Here is a 23,955-nt window from a genome sequence, read left to right on the forward strand (position 1 = left end):
GAATCATGACGGAACTTTTCATCGACGGCGCCTGGGTCGCAGGCTCGGGCCCCGCGTTCGCTTCGCGCAACCCCGGCACCGACGACATCGCGTGGCAGGGCGGCAGCGCATCGGCTGCCGACGTCGACCGCGCGGTCGCGAGCGCGCGCCGCGCCTTCGCCGGCTGGTCGGCACTTGACTTCGAAGCCCGCTGCGAGATCGTCAAGCGCTTCGCGGCGTTGCTCACGGAGCGCAAGGAAGCGATCGCCGCCGCGATCGGCCGCGAGACGGGCAAGCCGCTGTGGGAAGCGCGCACCGAAGTCGCCGCGATGGCCGCGAAGGTCGGCATCTCGATCCAGGCCTATCGGGAACGCACCGGCGAGAAGCGCCAGGACATGGCCGACGGCGTCGCGGTGCTGCGCCATCGCCCGCACGGTGTCGTGGCGGTGTTCGGTCCGTACAACTTCCCCGGCCACTTGCCGAACGGCCATATCGTGCCGGCGCTGATCGCGGGCAACACGGTCGTGTTCAAGCCGTCGGAACTCGCACCGGGCGTCGCGCGCGCGACGGTCGAGGTGTGGCACGACGCCGGGCTGCCGGCCGGCGTGCTGAACCTCGTGCAGGGCGAGAAGGACACGGGCATCGCGCTCGCGAACCACCGCCAGATCGACGGGCTGTTCTTCACGGGCAGCTCGGACACCGGCACGCTGCTGCACAAGCAGTTCGGCGGCCGTCCGGAGATCGTGCTCGCACTCGAGATGGGCGGCAACAACCCGCTCGTGATCGGCGAAGTCGAGGACATCGACGCGGCCGTGCATCACACGATCCAGTCGGCCTTCCTGTCGGCCGGCCAGCGCTGCACGTGCGCGCGCCGCATCTTCGTGCCGCAGGGCGCGTTCGGCGACCGCTTCCTCGCACGCTTCGCCGACGTCACGTCGAAGATCACCGCCGACGTGTTCGATGCCGATCCGCAGCCGTTCATGGGCGCGGTGATCTCGGCACGCGCGGCCGCGAAGCTCGTCGACGCGCAGTCGCGCCTGATCGAGCAGGGCGCGAAGCCGATCATCGCGATGACGCAGCGCGACCCGCGCCTCGGTTTCGTGAACGCATCGATCGTCGACGTGACCGGCGTGGCGAACCTGCCCGACGAAGAGCACTTCGGCCCGCTCGCGCAGATCGTCCGCTACGCGACGTTCGACGAAGCGATCGAGCGCGCGAACGACACGGCGTTCGGCCTGTCCGCCGGCCTGCTCGCCGACGACGAGCACGCATGGACGCATTTCCGCCGCACGATCCGCGCGGGGATCGTCAACTGGAACCGTCCGACCAACGGCGCATCGTCCGCCGCGCCGTTCGGCGGTTCGGGCCGCTCGGGCAACCATCGGCCGAGCGCGTACTACGCGGCCGACTATTGCGCGTATCCGATGGCGTCGGTGGAAAGCACCCAACTGACCTTGCCCGCGAGCCTGTCGCCGGGCCTGCATTTCTGATCGAGGGAACGACGATGAACGCACAAGAAGCCAATTTCGACGGACTCGTCGGCCCGACCCACAACTACGCCGGACTGTCGTTCGGCAACGTGGCGTCGCTCAACAACGAGAAGTCGGCCGCGAACCCGAAGGCCGCGGCGAAGCAGGGGCTGCGCAAGATGAAGCAGCTCGCGGATCTCGGTTTCGCGCAAGGCGTGCTGCCGCCGCAGGAACGGCCGTCGCTGCGCCTGCTGCGCGAACTCGGCTTCTCCGGCAAGGACGCGGACGTGATCGCGAAGGCCGCGAAGCAGGCGCCCGAGCTGCTCGCCGCGGCGAGTTCGGCGTCGGCGATGTGGACCGCGAACGCGGCCACCGTCAGCCCGTCGGCCGACACGAGCGACGGCCGCGTGCACTTCACGCCGGCCAACCTGTGCAGCAAACTGCATCGTGCGATCGAGCACGAAGCGACGCGCCGCACGCTGTCGACGCTGTTCGCCGATCCCGCGCACTTCGCGGTGCACGAGGCGCTGACGGGCACGCCGGCGCTCGGCGACGAAGGCGCGGCGAACCATACGCGCTTTTGCGCCGAGTACGGCAAGCCGGGCGTCGAGTTCTTCGTGTACGGCCGCTCGGAATACCGCCGCGGCCCGGAGCCGAAGCGCTTCCCGGCGCGCCAGACCTTCGAGGCGAGCCGCGCGATCGCGCAGCGCCACGGGCTGGCCGAAACGGCCACGGTCTACGCGCAGCAGGATCCGGACGTGATCGACGCGGGCGTGTTCCACAACGACGTGATTTCCGTCGGCAACCGCGACACGCTGTTCACGCACGAGCGCGCGTTCGTCAACAAGCAGGCGATCTACGACACGCTGACGGCGACGCTCGACGCACGCGGCGCGCGGCTGAACGTGATCGAGGTGCCCGATGCGGCCGTGAGCGTGAACGATGCGGTCACGTCGTATCTGTTCAACAGCCAACTGCTGTCGCGCACGGACGGTTCGCAGGTGCTCGTCGTACCGCAGGAATGCCGCGAGAACGCGAACGTCGCGGCCTATCTCGACCACCTCGCGAGCGGCAACGGCCCGATCCGCGACGTGCTCGTGTTCGACCTGCGCGAAAGCATGAAGAACGGCGGCGGCCCCGCATGCCTGCGCCTGCGTGTCGTGCTGAACGACGCGGAGCGCGCGGCCGTCACGTCGAACGTGTGGATGAACGACACGCTGTTCGCGTCGCTCGACGCGTGGATCGAAAAGCACTACCGCGATCGCCTCGCACCGGACGATCTCGCCGATCCGACGCTGCTCGACGAATCGCGCACGGCGCTCGACGCGCTCACGCAGATCCTGCGCGTCGGGTCGCTGTATGACTTCCAGCGCTGAGCACGGCATGTCGGCGACCGCGCTGCTCGACGACTTTCTCGCGTTCACGCTCGCGGGCGACACGCCGGACGTAAAGCAAGGCACGTGCGCGGGCGGCGCGGTGCGCTGGCAATGGCTCGGCGACGGATTGGTCGCGCTGGAGCCGGCGGCGCGCGACACTGCGGGCGATACGGCGCGTGCGAACGTGCTCGTCTCCGCCGGCGTGCACGGCGACGAGACCGCGCCGATCGAACTGTTGTCGATGCTGGTTCGCGATCTTGCCGCCGGCGCGCTGCCGCTCGCGTGCCGGCTGCTCGTCGTGCTCGGCAACGTGCCGGCGATGCGGGCGGGCGAGCGCTATCTCGACGACGATCTGAACCGCCTGTTCGGCGGCCGTCACGCGCAGGTGCCCGCGAGCCGCGAAGCGCCGCGCGCGGTGCGGCTCGAAACGGCGGCTGCCGAATTCTTCGCGGCCGCGCCGGCGGGCAGTGCGCGCTGGCACATCGACATGCACACGGCGATCCGCGCATCGGTGTTCGAGCAGTTCGCGCTGCTGCCGCATACGGGCACGCCGCCGACGCGCGCGATGATCGAATGGCTCGGCGACGCGCGCATCGCGGCCGTGCTGCTGCACACCGCGAAGGGCAACACGTATTCGCATTTCACGGCCGAGCATTGCGGCGCGCTCGCGTGCACGCTCGAGCTCGGCAAGGTGCGGCCGTTCGGCCAGAACGACCTGTCGCGCTTTGCGCCGGCCGACCGGGCGGTGCGCAAGCTGGTCTCGGGCGCGCCCGGTGACGTCGATGTGCGGGGCGGCCATCCGCGGGGCGGCCGTCCGTCGTTGCCGCGCGTGTTCACCGTGATCGACCAGATCACGAAGCAGAGCGACGCGCTCGAGCTGTTCGTCGCGGCCGACGTCGCGAACTTCACCGCGTTCGCGCGCGGCACCGTGCTCGCGCAGGACGGCGACTACCGCTACACGGTGCAGCACGACGAGGAGCGCATCGTGTTCCCGAATCCGACCGTGAAGCCGGGTCTGCGCGCGGGCCTGCTCGTCGTCGATACGACGCGCGACACGCTGGCCTCGCTCGTCTGACCGATGCGCAAGCGGGTGGGCCGCGGCGGCTCGCCGCCCGTGCATCGCCTTTCGTCCATTCATTTTTGCGATGACGTCTGCACGCCGCGCAGACGGCCCGCGCGTCGCGCTTGCGTATTTGCGACACCGTCTTGCGAGTTCGACGGGGCGCGTGGCGGCCGCCGCGCACGCAGCGCAGCATCGTGCATCGGCGGCCGCTTTGCCGTATCGGGCCGCGCGGATTGGTACAATCGCGGCCTTGCGGCTGTTGCGCCGCATCAAGGCGCGGCGTCGGCATTGTCGTTGTCATCCGACCCTGCAATGATGCATGCGCCCGTAGTTCCGGAACATTCGAGTATCGAGGAGAACACCTGATGAAGTTGGATTGGCGTAAAGTGGCCGCGCACGCGGTAGTGGCGGCATCGGCCGTGGCGGCAGGCAGCGCGATGGCTGCGGATCTGAAGGAGATCCGGTTCGGCGTCGAGGCCTCGTACGCGCCGTTCGAATACAAGACGCCCGACGGCAAGCTGACCGGCTTCGACATCGACATCGGCAACGCGGTGTGCGCGAAGCTGAAGACGAAGTGCGTGTGGGTCGAGAACGACTTCGACGGCCTGATTCCCGCGCTGCAGGCACGCAAGTTCGATGCGATCAACTCGGACATGACGATCACCGACCAGCGCAAGCACGCGATCGCGTTCACCGATCCGATCTACACGATCCCGAACCAGCTGATCGCGAAGCAGGGCGGCGGCCTGCAGCCGACGCCGCAGTCGCTGAAGGGCAAGCGCATCGGCGTGCTGCAGGGCACGATCCAGGAAGCGTACGCGAAGAAGAAGTGGGCGCCGGCAGGCGTCGAAGTCGTGCCGTATCAGACGCAGGACCTGGCGTACGCCGACCTGAAGTCGGGCCGCCTCGACGCGACGTTCCAGGATTCGGAAGCCGGCTCGAAGGGCTTCCTGTCGAAGCCGCAAGGCCAGGGTTTCGCGTTCGCCGGCGGCACGGTCAGCGATGCGGAGATTCTCGGCTCGGGCGTCGGCTTCGGTCTGCGCAAGAACGACGCGGCGCTGAAGACCGCGCTCGATCAGGCGCTGAAGGAACTGAAGGCCGACGGCACGATCGACAACCTCGCGAAGAAGTACTTCAGCGTGCCCGTGACGCTCAAGTAAGCGTTTCGATTCGTCGCACGATGCAGCCGGCCGCTTTTGCGGCCGGTTTGCTTTTGCGGCCCGGCTATTCGAAGTGGCCGGTGCCGGCGGTTGCCGGCGTTACGACGGGAAGAAGCGGGCCAGTTCCCGCGCGAGCTCGTTGAGCACGCCCATTTCCTGCTGCGTGATCTTGCGCGCGGGTTGCGCGCCGGCCCAGTCGCCGTACAGCAGCCCGACGGTCGTCGTGCCCACGCGCACCGGCAGCAGCACGAACGCGCGCGTATCGGGCAGCGCATCGAGGTACCACGCGGGCAGGCGTTTCACCATCTTCGGTTCCTGCGCCTGTTCGATGAAGATGCCGACCGAGTTCGTGATCGCGAGATGGAAGACGTCCGGCTCGAAGCGCTCGTCGAAGCGCAGCCGCTCGAGCGCCGCATCGACGCCGGGGCCGAAGCCGAGGCGCGCGGCGAACGTGCCGTCGTCGCGGCGTACGAACATCACGGTGCGCGTGAACGCGAGGCCCGCGAGCAGGCTTTCCGACGCGAGCGCGAGCACCGGCGTCAGCACGTGTTCGGACGGCAGCGCGCGCAGATCCGCGAGGCCCGCTTCCAGGCACGCCTTCGGTTCGGCCTGCGCCCGCGCGATCGCATCGGCGTTCGCGCGCAGCTCGACGATCTCGCGCATCACGGTGTCGCTGGCTTCCTCGCGCGCGAGCCGGTCGGCGATCCCGACGAGCGCGCCGGATTCGATTTGCAGTTCCGTGCCGTAGTGCTGCGCGAGCACCGCGATGCGGGCGTCGCGCTGCGGACTCGCGGGCATCGCGAGCGCACTGGCGACGTCGGTCGAGCAGCGGCTCACCGCGCGCAGCCAGCGTACGTGCTCGGGGCTGTCGTGGTCCGACGCGTCCGCGGTGCGTCGGCGGTTGGCACGGGCGTCGCTCTCGTCGTCCTCGCCGAGCAGCTCGGCGTGTGCCGCGTGAGCGTCGCCGTCGGCCATCCCGGCGCGGATCACGGCGGGCAGCCGCCAGCTCGCGGCGGCCTCGAGGCCGATCGTTTCGAAACCGACGCCCAGCACGTCGACGCATGCGGCCGCTTCGTCGCCGTTCAGCTCGGCGGCGCGACGGCGGATGCGATCCCATTCGCTGTCGAGATAGCAGACCACGAGCAGCTTGCCGACCTGGCGCATCAGCGTGCAGACGACGGCTTCCTCGCCGCCGCGCAACTGCGCATGCTCGGTCAGCTTGCGCGCGACGCAGCCGGACAGCAGCGCGCGGTTCAGCTCGAGCTTCGCGTCGATGCGGCGTAGCGTGCTGTGGTGGAAATGGTCGACGAGCTTCAGCCCGACGACGAGATGGCCGACCGTGTCCATGCCGAGCACCATCAGCGCTCGCGTGACGGTCGTGATGTTGCCGCCGAACGCCATGTACATCGCGGAATTCGCGAGTCGCAGTACCTTGTGCGTGAGGGCGAAGTCCGACAGCACGACGCGCACGAGCGCGGTGAAGTCGAGGTCGTCGTTTTTCATCGCGGCCATCGTCGCGCGCAGCGATTCCGACAGCAGCGGGAAGTCGCCCCGTTCGTTCATCCGGGCCCACAGCTTGTCGAGCAGCGCCGTGCGGGGCAGGTGTTCGGTGATTGACATACGGATCTGTTCGGTTCGCCGGGTATCAGGCAGCGTGCAGGCGCAGTTGCTGCGCCTCGAAGCGCCGCGCGAGTTCCTCGGACGGCAGGGCCTGGCAGACGAGCCAGCCCTGGATGTGGTTGCAGCCCATCTCGGTCAGCAGCGCGCGCTGCGCTTCCGTCTCGACGCCTTCCGCGACGAGCTCGAGGTTGAGCGTCTGCGCGAGGCCGACCACCGCCGACACGATCGCGCGATCGTTGCGCGAGGTCAGCAGGTTCTCGACGAAGCTGCGGTCGATCTTCAGCTTCGCGAGCGGGAAGCGCTGCAGGTAGGCGAGGCTCGAATAGCCGGTGCCGAAATCGTCGATCGCGAAGCGGATGCCCATCTCGGTCAGCTCTTCGAGCAGCCCTTTCGCCTTCGCGGGATCGTGCATCAGCAGGCTTTCGGTGATTTCCAGCACGATGCGGTGCGGATCGATGCCCGTCAGCGTCATCGCCTCGCGCACGCTCTGCGCGAAACGCGGGTCGCGGAACTGCTGCGGCGACACGTTGACCGCCACGTACTGCAGTGCGAGCCCCTGGCGATCCCACGCGACGAGCTGCATGCACGCAGCCTTGAGCACCCAGTTGCCGAGATAGTTGATCAGGCCGATCGATTCGGCGAGCGGGATGAACGTCGCCGGCGGCACGAGCCCGTGCACCGGATGGCGCCAGCGGATCAGCGCCTCGACGCCGACCACCGCGCCCGACTGGCTGAGCGTGATCGGCTGGAAATGGAGCGAGAACTCGCCGTTGCGCACGCCGTCGTACAGGTCGGCTTCGAGCTTGAGCCGCTCGGCGTCGGCCGGATCGTCGACGGGGGCATGAAACGCGAGCGCATTGCCGCCCGACGCCTTCGCCTGCGTGAGCGCGTGGTCGGCGCGGCGCAGCAGCGGGCTGTGGTGCTGCGCGCGGTGCGGCGCGGCGCGCTCGTCGGGGTAGAGCGCGATGCCGATGCTCGCCGACAGGTGCACGGTCTGCCCCTGGTACACGTAAGGTTCGCGCACCGCGGCCTGCAGCCGGCGCGCGAGCGCGTCCGCCGCGTCGCTGCAGCGCGCGCGGTCCGATGCGGTGAACACGACCGCGAACTTGTCGCTCGCGACGCGCGCGAGCTGTTCGCCGGGCGTGACGAGCGCCTGCAGCCGCCGCGCGGTTTCGCGCAGCAGCGCGTCGCCGGCGTCGTAGCCGAGCGCGCGGTTGATGCGTTGATAGTCGTCGAGATCGAGCAGGAGCAGCGCCGCGCAGGTGCCGGCCTCGTCGGCGGCCTGCTGCGCGCGCATCAGCGCGGGCACGAGCGCGGACAGATTGTCGAGCCCCGTCATCGAGTCGTGATGCATTTCATACGTCAGGCGCGCCTCGAGCGCGCGCCATGCCGACACGTCGAATGCCGCGATCGCGAAGCCGTCGACGCCGTGGTGCCGGCTCTTGAACGCGCGGACTTCGACGTCGAGCGGGTAGGTGAGCGACTTCACGATGCACATCGTCGCCTTCTCGACCTGGCCGGAACGCGCGGCGCGCGCGAGCAGGCCTTCGAGCGTCGCGGTATCCTGTTCCGCGATGAGGTCGCGCAGCGTCAGCGTATGCAGGTAGTCGCGGTGATAACCGATGAAGCGCAGGCTCGCGTCGGACACGTACAGGAAGCGCAGCTCGCGGTCGACATGGGCGAGGAAGTCCACCGTGCCGACCGTCTGTTCCAGCCAGTCGCGCACGGTGTCGTCGCGGCGCGGCGTGCCGGCGCGCGCAGGCATCAGCGCGCCGCCCGACCACGCGAAGCGGCGCAGCGTATGCAAGGCGCTGCGCCAGGTGCCCTTGCGTGGCGTCTGTTTCCTGTTGGCTTCCATGTGTCTCGCTGACGTGAAGGGCTGGAACCGGTTGTCCGGAAGGAATAACGGCAGACTGCGCGGAATCTTTAACCGCCCGGGCGCGGCTGGCGCTGCCGGTGGGTCGGATTATGCAGGGTGACGTTCGGCAGGCGAACGGCGGTATAGCCTATATCGAGGCTGACTTTATAAGAAATGAGGACGCAGATGAAGCGAAAACTGTTGGTGGGCGCCGCGGCGGCGCTGCTGGTGGCCGGTCATGCGCTGGTCGCGCAGGCGCAACTGAAACCGGGCGACACCGCGCCCGACTTTACGACGCAGGCGTCGCTGGGCGGCAAGACTTACACGTACTCGCTCGCCGATGCGCTGAAGCACGGGCCGGTCGTGTTGTATTTCTACCCGGCTGCCTTCACGAAGGGCTGCACGATCGAGGCGCATGCGTTCGCCGATGCGGTCGATCGTTACAAGGCTTACGGTGCGACGGTGATCGGCGTATCCGCGGACAACATCGACACGCTGACCAAGTTCTCGGTGAGCGAGTGCCGCAGCAAGTTCCCGGTCGCGGCCGACCCGGACGCGAAGATCATCCGCGAATACGACGCGAAGCTGCCCGCGCTCGATCGTGCGAACCGCGTGTCCTACGTGATTTCGCCGGAAGGGAAGGTGATCTACGAATACACGAGCCTGTCGCCGGACAAGCACGTCGAGAACACGCTCGGCGCAGTGAAGGCGTGGGTCGACGCGCATCCGAAGCAGTAAGCGCCTCGCAGCGGGCGCCAAGCCAAGCGGCCCGCATCGCGGGCCGCCGGGCAGCAACCGCAACGCGCGGCGGCGCGGGGGTGCGTTATGCGCGCAACGCCTGCTCGATCGGCACGCCGCCGCCGACGAAGCCGATGACCTTGCGCGAGATGCCAAGCTTGATCGCTTCGATCGCGGCCCATGCGACATCCTGGCGCGAGACGGGCGGCGCCGCGTCGAGCGGCTCCTCGGTCAGCGCGATCTTGCCGACGCCCGGGCCGTCCGCGAGCGGGCCGGGGCGCAGGATCACGTAGTCGATGTCCGACGCGATCACGCGCTCGTCGCCTTCGCGCTTCATCTGCGAGTAATGGCGCAGCGCGTCGCCGCTGCGCTCCGGCCAGTACGCGCTCAGCGAACTGATCACGACCAGCTTCTGCACGTTGTAGGCGAGCGCATAGTCGGCCGCGCGCGCGACTGCGTCGCGGTCGATCCGCTCCTCTTCGGCGGCGCCTTCCGACTCGGCCGAGCCGGCCGCGTAGATCACGTGCGTGATGCCCTGGAACGCGTGCGAGAAATCGCCCGTCAGATCAGCCTCGACGACCTTCGCGCCCGGCAGCGCATAGCCGTGCCGGCGCACCAGCGCAGTCACCTCGAATTCCGGCTGCTTGAGCAGCAGATCCGCGCAGGCCAGGCCGGTGCGGCCCGTTGCGCCAATCAGCAGTACCTTCGTCGTCATGAAAGCGCTCCTTGCTCGATGCGTCATCCTTCCAGATAGGGACGGACGACCGATACTCAAGTGTATGTCGATTTGGGCCGGCGGCGCTCAGGTAATGAGGGCCGCACCGCATGCGGCCGGCGGGCATGGCCCGGCGGCGCCCGTCAGGGCACCGTCGCTGCGCACGGATTGCAGGATCGACCCGCCGACCGGCTATCATGTGCGCGATGCATTTTCCGCCGCTAGTGAATACAACGCGGCGACCAACCGGTTGGAGTACACATGGCATTACCCCTGGACAACATCAGCATGGCCGTGTTCTGCGACTTCGAGAACGTCGCGCTCGGCGTGCGCGACGCGAAGTACGAGAAATTCGACATCAAGCCCGTGCTGGAGCGCCTGCTGTTGAAGGGCAGCATCGTCGTGAAGAAGGCCTATTGCGACTGGGAGCGCTACAAGGGCTTCAAGGCGTCGATGCACGAGGCGAGCTTCGAGCTGATCGAGATCCCGCACGTGCGCCAGTCGGGCAAGAACTCGGCCGACATCCGGCTCGTGGTCGACGCGCTCGATCTCTGCTACACGAAGTCGCACGTCGATACGTTCGTGATCATCAGCGGCGACTCGGATTTTTCGCCGCTCGTGTCGAAGCTGCGCGAGAACGCGAAGAAGGTGATCGGGGTCGGCGTGAAGAAGTCGACGTCGGACCTGCTGGTTGCGAACTGCGACGAATTCATTTTCTACGACGATCTGGTGCGCGAGCAGCAGCGCGCGCTGGCGAAGCGCGAACAGCAGCGCACCGGCAACGGCGGCGCGAAGCGGCCCGACGAACCGTCGCGCAAGCCCGAGATGGAAGTGCGCCGGACCGAGGCGATCGCGCTGGCGGTCGAGACGTTCGATGCGCTCGCGTCGGAGCGCGACGACGTCGGCAAGATCTGGGCGTCGGTGCTCAAGAGCGCGATCAAGCGCCGCAAGCCGGACTTCAACGAGTCGTATTACGGTTTCCGCGCGTTCGGCAACCTGCTCGACGAAGCGCAGGCACGCGGCCTGCTCGAAGTCGGGCGCGACGACAAGTCGGGCGCGTTCGTGTCGCGGCCGCGCCAGTCGGCGGCGGCCGAGCAGGCGCCGGGCGCGCGCGACACGGGTGCCGGCCATCACGGCCATGGCGCGCGTCATGCGGAGCCGGCGTCGGCCGCGCGCGAGCCGCGGCGTCGCGGCCAGCGGGGCCAGGCGGCCGCTGCCGTGCAGGACAGCATGCAGGTCGACGCGCAGGAGACGGTCGTGGTCGACGTGACGACCGAAGCGGCGAACGTGCGTGCGGAAACGGCCGAATCGGCTGGCGCGATCGAAGCGCCCGACGTGCCTGATGCACCCGATGCGGTCGAGGCGACGGACACCCACGGCGATGCGAAGGACGGCCGCAAGCGCACGCGCAAGAGTGCGGCGAAGAAGGCCGGCGCGAAGAAGGGCGGCGACGCGAAGGGTGCCGGCCGTCATGCGGCGGCGAAGCCGGACGATGCGGTGCACGGCGGCGTGAAGCACGGTAGCGACAAGCACGCGGACGGCAAGCAGGCCGAAGCGGTGCATCGCGACGCCGGGCACGGCGACGATCGCCACACCGCGGCGAAGCACGTGGCGCCGTCGGCCGGCGAGTTCGCCGGGTCGGGCGCAGCCGCGCAGCCGTCGCATGACGCTGCGCCGGTCGAATCGGCCGCTGAACCGGCCCGTGCATCGGGCGGCGACGCGGCCCAGGAATCGGCCGGTGAAGCGCCGGCCGATGCAAAGCCGAAGAAACCGGCCCGCAAGACGGCCGCGCGCGCGCGCCGTCCGCGCAAGACGACGGCGGCCGCCGAGTAACGGCGGCGGGCGGGGCGGTGCCCGACTCGGGGCGTCGCCCGCGCCAGGCGTCCCGGCCGGTGCAATCCCGGTCGAGGCGCCGTTATCCGTTCAGCACGTACGGGCGCGTCATGACCTCGAGGAAGTGACCGTCCGGATCGTCGAAATACACGCCGCGACCGCCGTTATGGCGGTAGATGTCATCGGGCTGCCGCTTCGCCGGATCGGCCCAGTGCGGCAGCCCCTGTTCGCGAATGCGTGCGTACACGCGATCGAAGCCGGCTTCGTCGGTCAGGAACGCGTAGTGCTGCGCCGCGATCTCCCCGTCCTGTTCGTAGAAGTCGAGCGACACGCCGTTGTCGAGCTGGACGACCAGCATCGCGCCGAACGGCGTCGGTGCCGGCAGTTCCAGCAGCCCGGTGAGAAAGCGGCTCGACGCGTGCTTGTCGCGGCACCAGACGATCGTATGGTTCAGCTGGACATTCATGGTGTGTCCCCGGGAACGGGCGCGAGGGTGCGCATGGACACACGATAGCCGATCGCCGCCGGGGTTCAAGCATGCAAGCGGCCGCCCGGGGGGCGGCCGCTCGTGCACGACTCGTGGATTACTCGCCGGCCACCGCCGGGCCGCCCGAATTGCCGCGGCGGTTGCGGCGCTCCTCGCCCCAGACGCGCAGGCGGTCCATGTACAGATACACGACCGGCGTCGTATAGAGCGTCAGCACCTGCGACATGACCAGGCCGCCGGCGATGGCGATCCCGAGCGGCGCGCGCAGCTCGGCGCCGTCGCCGTGACCGAACGCGAGCGGCAGCGCGCCGAGGAGCGCCGCCATCGTCGTCATCATGATCGGCCGGAAGCGCAACAGGCACGCCTCGTGGATCGCATCGAACGACGACTTGTTGGCGTTGCGCGTCTGGTCGATCGCGAAGTCGACCATCATGATCGCGTTCTTCTTCACGATGCCGATCAGCAGGATCACGCCGATCAGCGCGATGATGCTGAACTCGGTCTTGAACAGCAGCAGCGCGAGCAGCGCGCCGACGCCGGCCGACGGCAGCGTCGACAGGATCGTGATCGGGTGGATGTAGCTCTCGTACAGGATCCCGAGCACGATGTAGACGGCCAGCAGCGCCGCGAGGATCAGGATCGGCTGGTCGTTCATCGATTGCTGGAACGCCTGCGCGGTGCCCTGGAAGCTGCCGACGATCGTCGGCGGCACGCCGATCTGCCCCATCGTCTGATAGATGATCTGGGTCGCCTGCGACAGCGACACGCCCGGCGGCAGGTTGAACGAGATGGTTGTCGCGACGAACAGCCCCTGGTGGTTGACCGACAGCGGCGTCGTGCTCGGGCCGAAGGACGCGATCGCCGACAGCGGGATCATCGTCGACTTCGACGTCGACACGGACGCGCCCGACGACGCGCTCGACTTGCCGCTCGACGCGATCGAGTTCAGCGCCTGGTTGCGCGCGGAATCGGAGGCGATCGCCGCGGCGCTGGTGGCGGCCGTGCCGGCGCTCGACGTGCCGGCCGACGTCGCGACGAAGGTGCCGGCGGCGGCGTTGGTGGTCTGCGAGCCGTTCGCGCTGCCGCCCGACGTGCTGATCCATACCTGGTTCAGCATCTCCGGGCTCTGCCAGTATTGCGGCGCGACTTCCATCACGACGTGGTACTGGTTCAGCGGGTTGTAGATCGTCGAGACCTGGCGCTGGCCGAACGCGTCGTACAGCGTGTTGTCGATCTGCGCGGGCTTGATGCCGAACCGCGCGGCGGTCGCGCGGTCGATCGTCACCATGGCCTCCATGCCGCCTTGCTGCTGGTCGGAGTTCACGTCGGTCAGCTCGGGGCGCTTTTGCAGCGCCTCGGTCAGCAGCGGCCCCCATTTGTACAGATCGGCGGTCGAATCGCCGAGCAGCGTGAACTGGTACTGCGCGTTGCTCTGCCGGCCGCCCACGCGAATGTCCTGCGCGGCTTGCAGGAACGTGCTCGCGCCCGCGACGTCCGACAGCGGCTTGCGCAACTGCTGGATCACCTGGTCGGCGGACAGCTTGCGCTGGGTGCGATCCTTCAGCATCACGAACATGAAGCCCGAGTTGGTCTGCGTGCCGCCGGTGAAGCCCGCCACGCTCGCCACGTTCGGGTTGGCCTGCACGATCCGCATCATCTCGGTGAACTTCAGCTTCATCGCCTGGAACGACGTGGACTGGTCGGCCCGAATGCCGCCGATCATCAGCCCGGTGTCCTGCTGCGGAAAGAAGCCCTTCGGCACGACGATATACAGGTAGACGTTGAGGCCGATCGTCGCGAACAGGATCAGCAGGATCAGCAGCGGGCGGCGCAGCGCCCACGACAGCGAGCGCTCGTAGCCGCGCTGCATCCGCGTGAAGAAGCGCTCGAGGAAACGGCCGAAGCGGCCTTCGTCCTCGACCTCGTGCGGCTCGCGCAGCAGGCGCGCGCACATCATCGGCGTGACCGTGAGCGAGACCGCGAGCGACACGGCGATCGCGAGCGACAGCGTCAGCGCGAACTCGCGGAACAGGCGCCCGACGATGCCGCCCATCAGCAGGATCGGCAGGAACACCGCGACGAGCGAAATGCTCATCGACAGCACCGTGAAGCCGACCTCGCGCGCGCCGTCGAACGCGGCCTGCAGCCGCGGCTTGCCGTTCTCGATGTGGCGGGTGATGTTTTCCAGCACGACGATCGCGTCGTCGACGACGAACCCGGTCGCGACGATCAGCGCCATCAGCGACAGGTTGTCGATCGAGAAGCCGAGCAGGTACATCGCGCCGAACGTGCCGATGATCGAGATCGGCACCGCGACGCTCGGGATCAGCGTCGCGCGCCAGTTGCGCAGGAACAGGAACACGACCATCACGACGAGGCTGACCGCGATCAGCAGCGTGTGCTCGGTGTCCTTCAGTGACGCGCGGATCGTGGTCGAGCGGTCGAGCACCGGCGTGACCGTGACGTCGGCCGGCAGCGACGCGGTGAGTTGCGGCAGCGCCGTGCGCACGCGGTCGATCGTGTCGATGATGTTCGCGCCGGGGGAGCGGTAGAGGATCACGAGCACCGCGCGCTTGCCGTTCGACAGGCCGAGGTTGCGCAGATCCTCGACCGAATCGACGACGTCGGACAGATCCGACAGGCGTACGGCCGCGCCGTTGCGGTACGCGACGACGAGATCGCTGTACTGCGATGCCTGCGACGCCTGGTCGTTCGTATAGAGCTGGTAGTGCTGCGGGCCGAATTCGATCGCGCCCTTCGGGCTGTTCGCGTTCGCGGATGCGAGCGCGGCCCGCACGTCTTCCAGGCCGATCCCGTAATGGAACAGCGCCTGCGGCTGGAGTTCGACGCGCACCGCCGGGTTCGCCGAGCCGCTCACCGTCACCTGGCCGATCCCGTCGATCTGCGACAGCGACTGCTGCAGCACGGTCGACGCGGCGTCGTACAGCTTCGCGGGCGACGACGTTTCCGACGTGAGCGACACGATCATGATCGGCGAATCGGCCGGGTTGACCTTGCGGTACGTCGGGTTGCTCTTCAGCGAGGCGGGCAGGTCGGCGCGCGCGGCGTTGATCGCGGCCTGCACGTCGCGCGCGGCGCCGTCGATGTCGCGGTTCAGCCCGAACTGCAGGATGATCCGCGCGTTGCCGACGGTGCTGGTCGACGTCATTTCGGTGACGTCGGCGATCGAGCCGAGGTGCCGCTCGAGCGGGCTCGTCACGCTGGTCGCGACCGTCTCCGGGCTCGCGCCGGGCAGCGACGCCTGCACCGAGATGGTCGGGAAGTCGACCTGCGGCAGCGGCGACACCGGCAGCTTGATGAACGCGAACAGGCCCGCGAGCGCGACGCCGAGCGCGAGCAGCGTCGTCGCGACAGGGCGGGTGATGAAGGGGCGCGACAGGTTCATGGCTTACGCATCCGTGTGCTTGCCTGCGGCCGGACCGTGCCGTTCGAACCAGCCGCGCACGCGGCGCGCGAGGCTGTCGAAGCCGAGGTAGATCACCGGCGTCGTGAACAGCGTCAGCACCTGCGACACGACCAGGCCGCCCGCGATCGCGATCCCGAGCGGCTGGCGCAGCTCGGAACCCGCGCCGGAGCCGACGATCAGCGGCACCGCGCCGAGCAGTGCGGCGAGCGTGGTCATCAGGATCGGCCGGAACCGCAGCAGGCACGCCTGGTAGATCGCCTCGCGCGGCGGCTTGCCTTCGACGCGTTCGGCCTCGAGCGCGAAGTCGATCATCATGATCGCGTTCTTCTTCACGATCCCGATCAGCAGCACGATCCCGATGATCCCGATGATGTCGAGGTCGTGCCCGGTGATCATCAGCGCGAGCAGCGCGCCGACGCCGGCCGACGGCAGCGTCGACAGGATCGTGATCGGGTGGATGTAGCTCTCGTACAGCACGCCGAGCACGATGTACATCGTGATGACGGCCGCGAGGATCAGGAACAGCTGGTTCGACAGCGACGCCTGGAACGCGAGCGCCGCACCCTGGAAGCGCGTCTGGAACGAGCCGGGCAGGCCGATGTCCTTCTCCGCGGCGTCGATCGCCTTCACCGCTTCGCCGAGCGAGGCGCCCGGCGCGAGGTTGAACGAGACGGTTGTCGACGGGAACTGCGACAGGTGCGAGACCAGCAGCGGCGACGGCCGTTCGTGGAACGACGCGATCGACGACAGCGGCACCTGGCCGCCGCCGGCGGACGGCAGGTAGATGTCGTTCAGCGATTCGGCGTAGTGCTGCTCCTTCGGCTCGGACTCGAGAATCACGCGGTACTGGTTCGACTGCGTGAAGATCGTCGACACGATGCGCTGGCCGAACGCGTCGTACAGCGCGTTGTCGACGGTCGCCGGCGTGATGCCGAAGCGCGCGGCGCTCGCGCGGTCGATCTCGATGTAGACGGACTGGCCGTTGCTCTGCAGGTCGGTCGCGACGTCGGCGAGCGACGGCTCCTGCTGCAGCCGCGCGACGAGCTTCGGCACCCAGGTCGCGAACTCGTCCTGGTTCGGGCTCGTCAGCATGAACTGGTACTGCGTCGGGCTCACGGTCGAGTCGATCGTCAGATCCTGCACCGCCTGCATGAACAGCGAGATGCCCGTCACGTTCGCGACGCGCCGCTGCAGGTCGCGGATGATCTGCGCGGCGGTTTCGGAGCGGTCGTCGCGCGCCTTCAGGTTGATCAGCATCCGGCCGCTGTTCAGCGTGATGTTGCTGCCGTCGACGCCGATGAACGACGTGAGGCTCTCGACGTTCGGATCCTTCAGGATCTCGGCCGCGAGCGCCTGCTGGCGTTCGGCCATCGCGCCGTACGAAATGGACTGCGGCGCCTGCGTGATCGCCTGGATCATGCCGGTATCCTGCGCGGGGAAGAATCCCTTCGGCACGTAGATGTAGAGCAGGGCGGTCAGCCCGAGCGTGAGCAGCGCGACGACGAGCGTCGAGCGCCGGCGGTTCAGCACCCATTCGAGCGCGACCGCGTAGCGCGCGATCACCCAGTCGATCCCGCGGTGCACGCGCGCCTCGAAGCGGTGGCTCTCGGGTGGCGGCGAATGGCGCAGCAGCTTCGCGCACATCATCGGCACGAGCGTGAGCGACACGATCGCCGAGATCACGATGGTCACCGCGAGCGTGATCGCGAACTCGTGGAACAGGCGGCCGACCACGTCGCCCATGAACAGCAGCGGGATCAGCACCGCGATCAGCGACACCGTCAGCGAGATGATCGTGAAGCCGATCTGCCGGGATCCCTTCAGCGCGGCCTCGAGGCCCGTGTCGCCTTCCTCGACGTAGCGCGCGATGTTCTCGATCATCACGATCGCATCGTCGACGACGAAGCCGGTCGCGATGGTGAGCGCCATCAGCGACAGGTTGTTCAGCGAGAAGCCGGCCAGGTACATCACCGCCAGCGTGCCGATCAGCGACAGCGGCACCGACAGGCTCGGGATGATCGTCGCGTAGACGTTCGCGAGGAACAGGTACATCACCAGCACCACCAGCGCGACCGACAGCAGCAGCTCGAACTGCACGTCGCGCACGGCCGCGCGGATCATCGTCGTACGGTCGGTGACGATCTGCACGTCGAGCGCCGCGGGCAGCGTTTCCTGCAGCTTCGGCAACTGCGCCTTGATCGCGTCGACGGTCGCGATCACGTTCGCGCCCGGCTGGCGCTGCACGTTCAGGATGATCGCGGGCTCCGAATCGACCCACGCGCCGAGCTTGGTGTTCTCCGAGCCGGCGACGACCTTCGCGACGTCGGTCAGCATCACCGGGCGGCCGCTCTTGTATGCGACCACGGCGTCGTTGTACTGGTCGGCGCTCGTCAGCTGGTCGTTCGCGTTGATCGTGTACGCGCGCGTCGGGCCGTCGAAGTTGCCCTTCGGCGTGTTCACGTTCAGGTTCGAGATCGTCGTGCGCAGATCGTCGAGGTTCATCCCGTATTGCGCGAGCGCGGTCGGGTTCGCCTGGATCCGCACGGCCGGCCGGTTGCCGCCCGACAGGCTCACGAGGCCGACGCCCGCGATCTGCGAGATCTTCATCGCGAGGCGCGTGTCGGTCAGATCCTGCACCTGCGTGAGCGGCAAGGTTTTCGACGTGATCGCGAGCGTGAGCACCGGCGCGTCGGCCGGGTTGACCTTCGCGTAGATCGGCGGGGCCGGGAGGTCGGACGGCAGCAGGTTGCCGGCCGCGTTGATGGCGGCCTGCACTTCCTGTTCGGCGATGTCGAGCGGCAGGTCGAGCGAGAACTGCAGCGTGATCACCGACGCGCCGGCCGAGCTTTGCGACGACATCTGGTTCAGCGACGGCATCTGGCCGAACTGGCGTTCGAGCGGCGCGGTGACCGACGACGTCATCACCTCCGGGCTCGCGCCCGGATAGAAGGTCTGGACCTGGATCGTCGGGTAGTCGACTTCGGGCAGCGCGGCGAGCGGCAGGAAGCGCAGCGCGACGAGACCGGCCAGCATGATCGCCGCCATCAGGAGGGCGGTGCCGACCGGCCGGAGAATGAAGAGGCGGGATGGATTCATCGAGCGGCCCGCGCGTTACTGGGCCGCGGGGGCCGCAGCCTGCGACGCGCCGTGCTTGTGTCCGCCGTGGTGGCCGGCCGTACCCGAGGCGCCCGACGCCGCCCCGGCGCCATGCGCGCCGGACGCGCCTTTCGGCTTGTCGGCCGGGATCGTGACCTTCGCGCCTTCGCGCAGCCGGTCGGACCCGTCGGTGACGACGCGCTCGCCGACCGCGACGCCGCTCGCGATGCTCGTGCGCTCGCCGTCGACCGGGCCGGCCGTGACCTTGCGCACCGTCACCGTGTTGTCGGGCTTCACGATGTAGACGAACTGGCCGATCGAGCCCGTCAGCACGGCGGACGTCGGCACGATCGTCGCATTGCGGAGCACGTCGACGAGCAGCCGCGTGTTGACGAACTGATTCGGGAACAGCAGCCCGCCCTTGTTATCGAACGTCGCGCGCAGCTTGACCGTGCCGGTGCTGGTGTCGATCTGGTTGTCGAGCGTCGAGAGCGAACCCGTCTCGAGCGGCACCGTGTTGTTGCGGTTGTACGCGGTGACCGACAGCTTCTGGCCCGCGTTCACCTGCTTGACGATCTGCGGCAGGTTGTCTTCCGACGTCGTGAAGATCACGCTCATCGGCTGCAATTGCGTGATCACGACGATCCCGTTCGTATCGCCCGGCGTCACGTAGTTGCCCGGGTCGACCTGGCGCAGGCCGACGCGGCCCGACACCGGCGCCGTGACGCGCGCGTACGTGAGGTTCAGCTTCGCGGAATCGATCGCCGCCTGGTCGGTCTTCACCGTCCCTTCGTATTGCTTGACGAGCGAGGCCTGCGTGTCGACCGTCTGCGACGCGATCGAGTCCTGCGACAGCAGCGTCTGGTAGCGCTTCAGGTCGATGCGGGCCGTCGCGAGCAGTGCCTGGTCGCGAGCGAGCGTGCCTTCGGCGTTCTCGAGCGACACCTGGTACGGGCGCGGGTCGATCTGCGCGAGCAGGTCGCCTTTCTTGACGATCTGGCCTTCCTGGAATGCCACCGACTGCAGGTAGCCCGACAACTGCGTCTTGACCGTCACGTTCGCGAGCGGCGTCACGGTGCCGAGCGCGGACAGCACGATCGGCATCTCGCCTTGCGTCGCGGTCGCGACCGACACGGGTTGCGGCACGTTCGCCATCGCCGCGGGGCCGCCGCGGCCGCGATGGCCGCCTCCGCCACCGCCCGCAGCGGCGCCGGACGCCGCGCTGCCCGCTGCCGGCGCGCCGGCCGGCGTACGGTTCCACGGATGCCACCACAGCAGGCCGCCGATGACGACGACCGCGAGCGTCCCGAGCGCCAGCGTGCGGCGCGGGCGGCGAGCGGCGGGGGAGGCAGGATCCTTCGAAGGGGGCGTGGGCTTTTGTTGGTTGTCCATCGTGTTTTGTCAGGAAGACGGCGCGGCGTGCCGGGGAAACGGGCGCGGAACTGCGCGTGGGCATGCGGTGCCGGGAGGGCTGGCTCGGTCCGGGCCCTTCCGATCCGCGCGAGAAAAGAGCGGTGCGCACCGCGAATGCGGCGCGACGATGGGCATGATCCTACGTCCCGTCCCCGTTAGAGTCCAGTGGTCTATCTTTCAACGGGTTACTGTCGTTACAGAACGCGACAGAACGATGACGAATCGATTACAAGCCGACCCGCCGGGCGGGCGCGCCGCCGATCTCGCGCGTGATTTTCGCAATACATTCCTGCAGTGCGGGCACCACGTGTTCCTGCAGCCATTCGGGCGAGCACTGGCTCGCCGCGCCGCCGCAATTCACCGAGTAGCGCTGGCCCGACGGGCCGACGAATCCGGCTGCGACCGCGTTCAGCCCTTCGCGCCATTCGCCGATCGCGATCGCGTGGCCTTCGCGCATCGCATCGTCGAGCGCGGGGGTCAGGCGAGCCGACACGTGCGGCCAGTCGTCGCCGGCCGTCGTGCGCAGCGCGTCGAGCAGCGCGCGACGCTCGTCGTCCTCCAGCGCCGCGAGATACGCGCGGCCGACGGCGGTGCGCGCGATGTCCATCCGCGAGCCGATCTCGAGGCGCGTGACGAGCACGGCCGAGCGCGGCCGGATCACGTCGATCGCGACCATGTCGAGCCGGTCGCGCACCGCGAGGTGCACCGACAGCGACGTGCGCTCGGCGAGCTCGATCATGAACGGCCGCGACCGCGCGCGGATGTCGAAGTTGCGCAGGAAACCGTGGCTCAGCTCGAGCACCGACGCGGTCAGCACGAAGCGTTCGCTGTCGGGCAACTGGAACAGGAAGCCGGCGCTGACGAGCGTCGCCGTGATGCGCGATACGGTCGGCTTCGGGATACCGGTCAGTTCGGTCAGCTCGCGGTTGCTGACCGGAGCGTCGGCGGCTGCGATGCGGCGCAGCACGGCGAGGCCGCGTGCGAGCGCGGTGATTTCGTCGGGCGACGATTCGCGTTCTCGGAGCGCGGGAGGCGTTACAGATGTCGACACGAGGGATTCTCTCTATTTCCGAAACTCGATTTCAATTTTGTTGGTATCGTACGATAATTGTCAAAAGATGCACGTTCCGCGGGTGAATCGTTCATCAGATGATATTTTACGGGTTCACCCTTGGTTTATTGGGAAAACGCTCAAGGCAGCGTTACCGGAAAGTGAAGAAACCGGTGCAAATACCGCTTGACTTGTCGGGCGGAAACGGAAAGAATGTCTCACGTTTTCGAAACATCGTTTCAGGAGTTTAACCGGCAACGGTGTTTCGCGCAGTCTCTCAGGTTCTAGCACGGCCCTCGGAATGGCTAGAACTTTTTTAGCGCCACGGTCTCCGTGGCGCTTTTTTTTGCCCGTCCGCCGGACGCGTCAGGCCCGTATTATCCCCGATCGTTTGAAAACGCCCGTTCGCGGGTTCGCGCGCGCATGCGTGCGTGCGGCGCGCGCAAAAAAAAAGCGCGACGCCCGGACGGGCATCGCGCATGAACCGGCGTGGAGCGCCGACGAATGAAACGTGATGAAGAAGCGGGGCGGCGTGCGGCCCCGCGCGCGGCGCTCAGGCCTTCGCGAGCTTGATGCTGGTCTGCTCGGCGGTCAGGTAGCCGACGCTGGCGCCGAACCGGTCCTTGAAGTTCGCGCGCACGAGCGGATCGAGCGTCGGCTTGACCTTGTCGTGCAGCGGCGATTCCCAGTCGCCCGCGTGCTGGAAGTTGCTCATGATGTACGTCCAGCCGTTGATCTCGTCGACCGCGTGCAGGCCCGTCGATTCGGCGCCGGCCGGACACGACAGCACGCGCGTGAGCGATTTCGTGTCGACGTTGTACGCCCACAGGAAGTTGTTCACGTGCATGCCCGAATCTTCGCCGATGAAGAGGGTGCGCAACTTTTCGGAGAACTTCACGTTGTCCGGGTTCGCGATCTTGTCCGGGTGCGCGAGGTTGCCCAGTGCGTCCGCCGTCGCGAGATCCTCGCCGACGAGCGCGGCCGGCGCGCCCATGTCGACCGGCACCCATTCGCTGTCGATCGCGGCGCCCGACGTGTCGCGCTGGCCGGCCTTCAGGTTCAGCGCGTAGACGGCGCCCGCGGCGATCTTCTTGTCGACCGCGACGTCGCGCGACACCGCATTGCCCTGGACCATCGACGTTTCGATCCGCGACATCGCCGTGTAGACGATCTTGTCCTTCACGTCGACCGTCGTGCCTTCGAGCTTCGTGAACGCCATGCTGCCGCCGATCAGCGCCGCGTAGCGGTGCGTCTCGAGGAACGCGGCCGCCTTTTCCATCCCGGGCTTGATGCGCATCCAGTTGAACTTGCCGCCGTAGTGAATCTTCGTGTAGCTCGCGTCGTTCGGGTCGGTCGTCGTCAGGTCCATGATGTCCGACGCCGTCAGCTTGTTCGCGAGCGCCTCGATCTCGCCGCTCGTCGCGTGGCCGATCTTGATCCACGTCAGCGTCGCGCTGCCGGCGCCGGCGGACGACGTCTGCGCCCACTTCGCGACGTACAGCGTGCCGGCCGACAGGTCGGCCGCCTTGTCGGCGACGAACATGAACAGGCCGCCGTTGGTTGCGTCGTCACCCATCATCACGGTGCGCTGGTCCGGCATCACCTGGATCAGCTCGTGCGAGATGCGGCCGAGGCAGTAGTGCTTCGTGACCGCGCCCGTGCCGTCCGGGTTCACCGTGATTTCGGGCAGGTGGCCGTAGTGATAGGGGTTCGCCTTCGTCTCGTCGCCGAACGTGTTCTTGCTGAATGCCTTGAACTGCGCATCGGTCGCGGTCTTCGTCGCGTCCGGCTCGTACTCCTCGCTCGACAGGTGCGTGCCCCACGGCGACAGGCTCGCGCCGCAGGTGATCCACAGGCCGTGCGCCTTCGACGTGTCGACGTTGTGATACTTGACGACCTTCAGCGCGCCGTTCGCCGGATCCTGGTCGAGCGTGATCACCGCGATCGGCGACGGCAGCTGACCGTACTGCGATGCGCTTGCCTGGTCGCGCGTCGCGTATTCGAACTGCACGACCGCGAACACCGTGTTGCCTTTCACGCCGGCCACGTTCGCGTTCTTCACCGTCAGCAGCGAGCTGCCGTCCGGGCAGTCCGAATAGAACTGGCGCTCCTTGCCGGCGACCGAGCGATCGATGATCGGCTGGTTGTTGATGTCGTAGTAGCCGCCTGCGAGCGTCGTGCCGCCCTTGCCGTCCGGCACCATGTCGCCCGTCACGAAGAACGGCCGGTATGCGAGCTTGAAGTTGCGCGACGAGCCGTCGGAGAACGACACCGACAGCGTCGAGCCGACCGTCGTCGTGGCCATCGCGGCCGCGTTGTCGAGCGTCGGGGCGGCCATTGCCGAGAATGCCGCCGACGTGTAGGCGGCGGCAGCCGGCGTCGTGACGGAAGCGGGATCGTCGTCGCCGCCGCAGCCTGTCAGCAGAGCCGGCAGCGCGAGGCCGGAGAGAGGCAGCATGGGCGCGCCGGCGAGGATCTTCAGGGCCTGACGACGGGAAGCATTGGGCAACGCGGGCATGTGGAGTCCAGTTTCGGTTGTTGGAAGAGTCGTCTTCGCGAGGCAGGCAATTTGCAGGCTTTGCGAAGGCAAGTTGAAAACTGGACGGAAGTGTAGGGGTGCTGGATGAAAGTTTTTTGAATTGAAAACGTAATGTTGTGTCGGGCATCCGT

At 67.8% G+C, this 23,955-nt stretch carries 15 protein-coding genes; 6 read left to right on the top strand and 9 right to left on the bottom strand.

Translation table 11 applies throughout. The features are described 5' to 3' along the window. Window positions 1-5 precede the first annotated feature (5 nt). The 4 genes from astD (at window position 6) to BME24068_RS05375 (ending at window position 5,047) form a co-directional block, all read left to right on the top strand. Entirely contained in the window at window positions 6-1,469 is a 1,464-nt protein-coding gene (astD, locus tag BME24068_RS05360) for a succinylglutamate-semialdehyde dehydrogenase (protein ID WP_174925395.1), read from the top strand. 14 nt (window positions 1,470-1,483) lie between these two features. Beyond that, the gene (gene astB / locus BME24068_RS05365; RefSeq protein WP_174925396.1) at window positions 1,484-2,824 is read left to right on the top strand and encodes an N-succinylarginine dihydrolase; all 1,341 of its coding nucleotides are present in this window, start codon (window positions 1,484-1,486) and stop codon (window positions 2,822-2,824) included. Between the two features lie 7 nt (window positions 2,825-2,831). Next, window positions 2,832-3,899: a succinylglutamate desuccinylase gene (astE, locus tag BME24068_RS05370; protein ID WP_174925583.1), complete on the top strand. Its 1,068-nt coding sequence runs from the start codon at window positions 2,832-2,834 to the stop codon at window positions 3,897-3,899. Window positions 3,900-4,252: 353 nt separating this feature from the next. Next, entirely contained in the window at window positions 4,253-5,047 is a 795-nt protein-coding gene (locus tag BME24068_RS05375; RefSeq protein ID WP_096507478.1) for an ABC transporter substrate-binding protein, read from the top strand. 99 nt (window positions 5,048-5,146) lie between these two features. Here BME24068_RS05375 and BME24068_RS05380 read toward each other — a convergent pair whose 3' ends face one another. Both BME24068_RS05380 and cdpA read right to left on the bottom strand, forming a co-directional pair. Next, window positions 5,147-6,667, bottom strand: coding sequence for an HDOD domain-containing protein (locus tag BME24068_RS05380; RefSeq protein ID WP_174925397.1), 1,521 nt, complete (start codon window positions 6,665-6,667; stop codon window positions 5,147-5,149). Window positions 6,668-6,692: 25 nt separating this feature from the next. Then, window positions 6,693-8,432, bottom strand: a complete 1,740-nt coding sequence (gene cdpA / locus BME24068_RS05385) for a putative bifunctional diguanylate cyclase/phosphodiesterase (protein WP_203368146.1) — start codon at window positions 8,430-8,432, stop codon at window positions 6,693-6,695. Window positions 8,433-8,711: 279 nt separating this feature from the next. Between cdpA and BME24068_RS05390 the strand changes: the two genes are divergently transcribed. Next, window positions 8,712-9,263 (top strand): peroxiredoxin, encoded by a 552-nt coding sequence (locus tag BME24068_RS05390; protein ID WP_096507475.1) that lies wholly within the window; start codon window positions 8,712-8,714, stop codon window positions 9,261-9,263. Between the two features lie 85 nt (window positions 9,264-9,348). Here the strand turns inward: BME24068_RS05390 and BME24068_RS05395 are convergent, their stop codons facing one another. Further along, window positions 9,349-9,978 (bottom strand): NAD(P)H-binding protein, encoded by a 630-nt coding sequence (locus tag BME24068_RS05395; RefSeq protein ID WP_096507474.1) that lies wholly within the window; start codon window positions 9,976-9,978, stop codon window positions 9,349-9,351. 261 nt (window positions 9,979-10,239) lie between these two features. Between BME24068_RS05395 and BME24068_RS05400 the strand changes: the two genes are divergently transcribed. Next, window positions 10,240-11,811 carry an NYN domain-containing protein gene (locus BME24068_RS05400; protein WP_174925399.1) on the top strand — a complete coding sequence of 524 codons (1,572 nt, stop codon included), beginning with the start codon at window positions 10,240-10,242 and terminating at the stop codon, window positions 11,809-11,811. Between the two features lie 82 nt (window positions 11,812-11,893). On the opposite strand, the gene BME24068_RS05405 is transcribed toward BME24068_RS05400, so the two are convergent. From BME24068_RS05405 to BME24068_RS05430, 6 genes are all read right to left on the bottom strand, one after another. After that, window positions 11,894-12,277, bottom strand: a complete 384-nt coding sequence (locus BME24068_RS05405; RefSeq protein ID WP_096507472.1) for a VOC family protein — start codon at window positions 12,275-12,277, stop codon at window positions 11,894-11,896. 118 nt (window positions 12,278-12,395) lie between these two features. Continuing rightward, window positions 12,396-15,704 carry an efflux RND transporter permease subunit gene (locus tag BME24068_RS05410; protein ID WP_174925400.1) on the bottom strand — a complete coding sequence of 1,103 codons (3,309 nt, stop codon included), beginning with the start codon at window positions 15,702-15,704 and terminating at the stop codon, window positions 12,396-12,398. A 3-nt stretch (window positions 15,705-15,707) separates the two neighbouring features. Beyond that, complete coding sequence (locus BME24068_RS05415) at window positions 15,708-18,821, bottom strand: MdtB/MuxB family multidrug efflux RND transporter permease subunit (protein ID WP_096507470.1); 3,114 nt, start codon at window positions 18,819-18,821, stop codon at window positions 15,708-15,710. Window positions 18,822-18,836: 15 nt separating this feature from the next. After that, window positions 18,837-20,213, bottom strand: coding sequence for an MdtA/MuxA family multidrug efflux RND transporter periplasmic adaptor subunit (locus BME24068_RS05420; RefSeq protein WP_115531429.1), 1,377 nt, complete (start codon window positions 20,211-20,213; stop codon window positions 18,837-18,839). Between the two features lie 247 nt (window positions 20,214-20,460). Next, window positions 20,461-21,285 (bottom strand): IclR family transcriptional regulator, encoded by an 825-nt coding sequence (locus tag BME24068_RS05425; RefSeq protein WP_096509004.1) that lies wholly within the window; start codon window positions 21,283-21,285, stop codon window positions 20,461-20,463. 553 nt (window positions 21,286-21,838) lie between these two features. After that, window positions 21,839-23,803 carry a PhoX family protein gene (locus BME24068_RS05430; protein WP_096509005.1) on the bottom strand — a complete coding sequence of 655 codons (1,965 nt, stop codon included), beginning with the start codon at window positions 23,801-23,803 and terminating at the stop codon, window positions 21,839-21,841. Window positions 23,804-23,955: the final 152 nt, after the last annotated feature.

The organism is Burkholderia anthina, from assembly GCF_902498995.1.
Lineage (GTDB): Bacteria > Pseudomonadota > Gammaproteobacteria > Burkholderiales > Burkholderiaceae > Burkholderia > Burkholderia anthina.

Bases quoted from the DNA above. Each gene is read 5' to 3' on its own strand.
- BME24068_RS05420 (WP_115531429.1), bottom strand. From the start codon at position 20,213: ATGGACAACCAACAAAAGCCCACGCCCCCTTCGAAGGATCCTGCCTCC.
- BME24068_RS05395 (WP_096507474.1), bottom strand. From the start codon at position 9,978: ATGACGACGAAGGTACTGCTGATTGGCGCAACGGGCCGCACCGGCCTG.
- cdpA (WP_203368146.1), bottom strand. From the start codon at position 8,432: ATGCCTGCGCGCGCCGGCACGCCGCGCCGCGACGACACCGTGCGCGAC.
- astB (WP_174925396.1), top strand. From the start codon at position 1,484: ATGAACGCACAAGAAGCCAATTTCGACGGACTCGTCGGCCCGACCCAC.
- BME24068_RS05405 (WP_096507472.1), bottom strand. From the start codon at position 12,277: ATGAATGTCCAGCTGAACCATACGATCGTCTGGTGCCGCGACAAGCAC.
- BME24068_RS05400 (WP_174925399.1), top strand. From the start codon at position 10,240: ATGGCATTACCCCTGGACAACATCAGCATGGCCGTGTTCTGCGACTTC.
- astE (WP_174925583.1), top strand. From the start codon at position 2,832: ATGTCGGCGACCGCGCTGCTCGACGACTTTCTCGCGTTCACGCTCGCG.
- BME24068_RS05380 (WP_174925397.1), bottom strand. From the start codon at position 6,667: ATGTCAATCACCGAACACCTGCCCCGCACGGCGCTGCTCGACAAGCTG.
- BME24068_RS05375 (WP_096507478.1), top strand. From the start codon at position 4,253: ATGAAGTTGGATTGGCGTAAAGTGGCCGCGCACGCGGTAGTGGCGGCA.
- BME24068_RS05430 (WP_096509005.1), bottom strand. From the start codon at position 23,803: ATGCCCGCGTTGCCCAATGCTTCCCGTCGTCAGGCCCTGAAGATCCTC.
- BME24068_RS05415 (WP_096507470.1), bottom strand. From the start codon at position 18,821: ATGAATCCATCCCGCCTCTTCATTCTCCGGCCGGTCGGCACCGCCCTC.
- BME24068_RS05390 (WP_096507475.1), top strand. From the start codon at position 8,712: ATGAAGCGAAAACTGTTGGTGGGCGCCGCGGCGGCGCTGCTGGTGGCC.
- astD (WP_174925395.1), top strand. From the start codon at position 6: ATGACGGAACTTTTCATCGACGGCGCCTGGGTCGCAGGCTCGGGCCCC.
- BME24068_RS05410 (WP_174925400.1), bottom strand. From the start codon at position 15,704: ATGAACCTGTCGCGCCCCTTCATCACCCGCCCTGTCGCGACGACGCTG.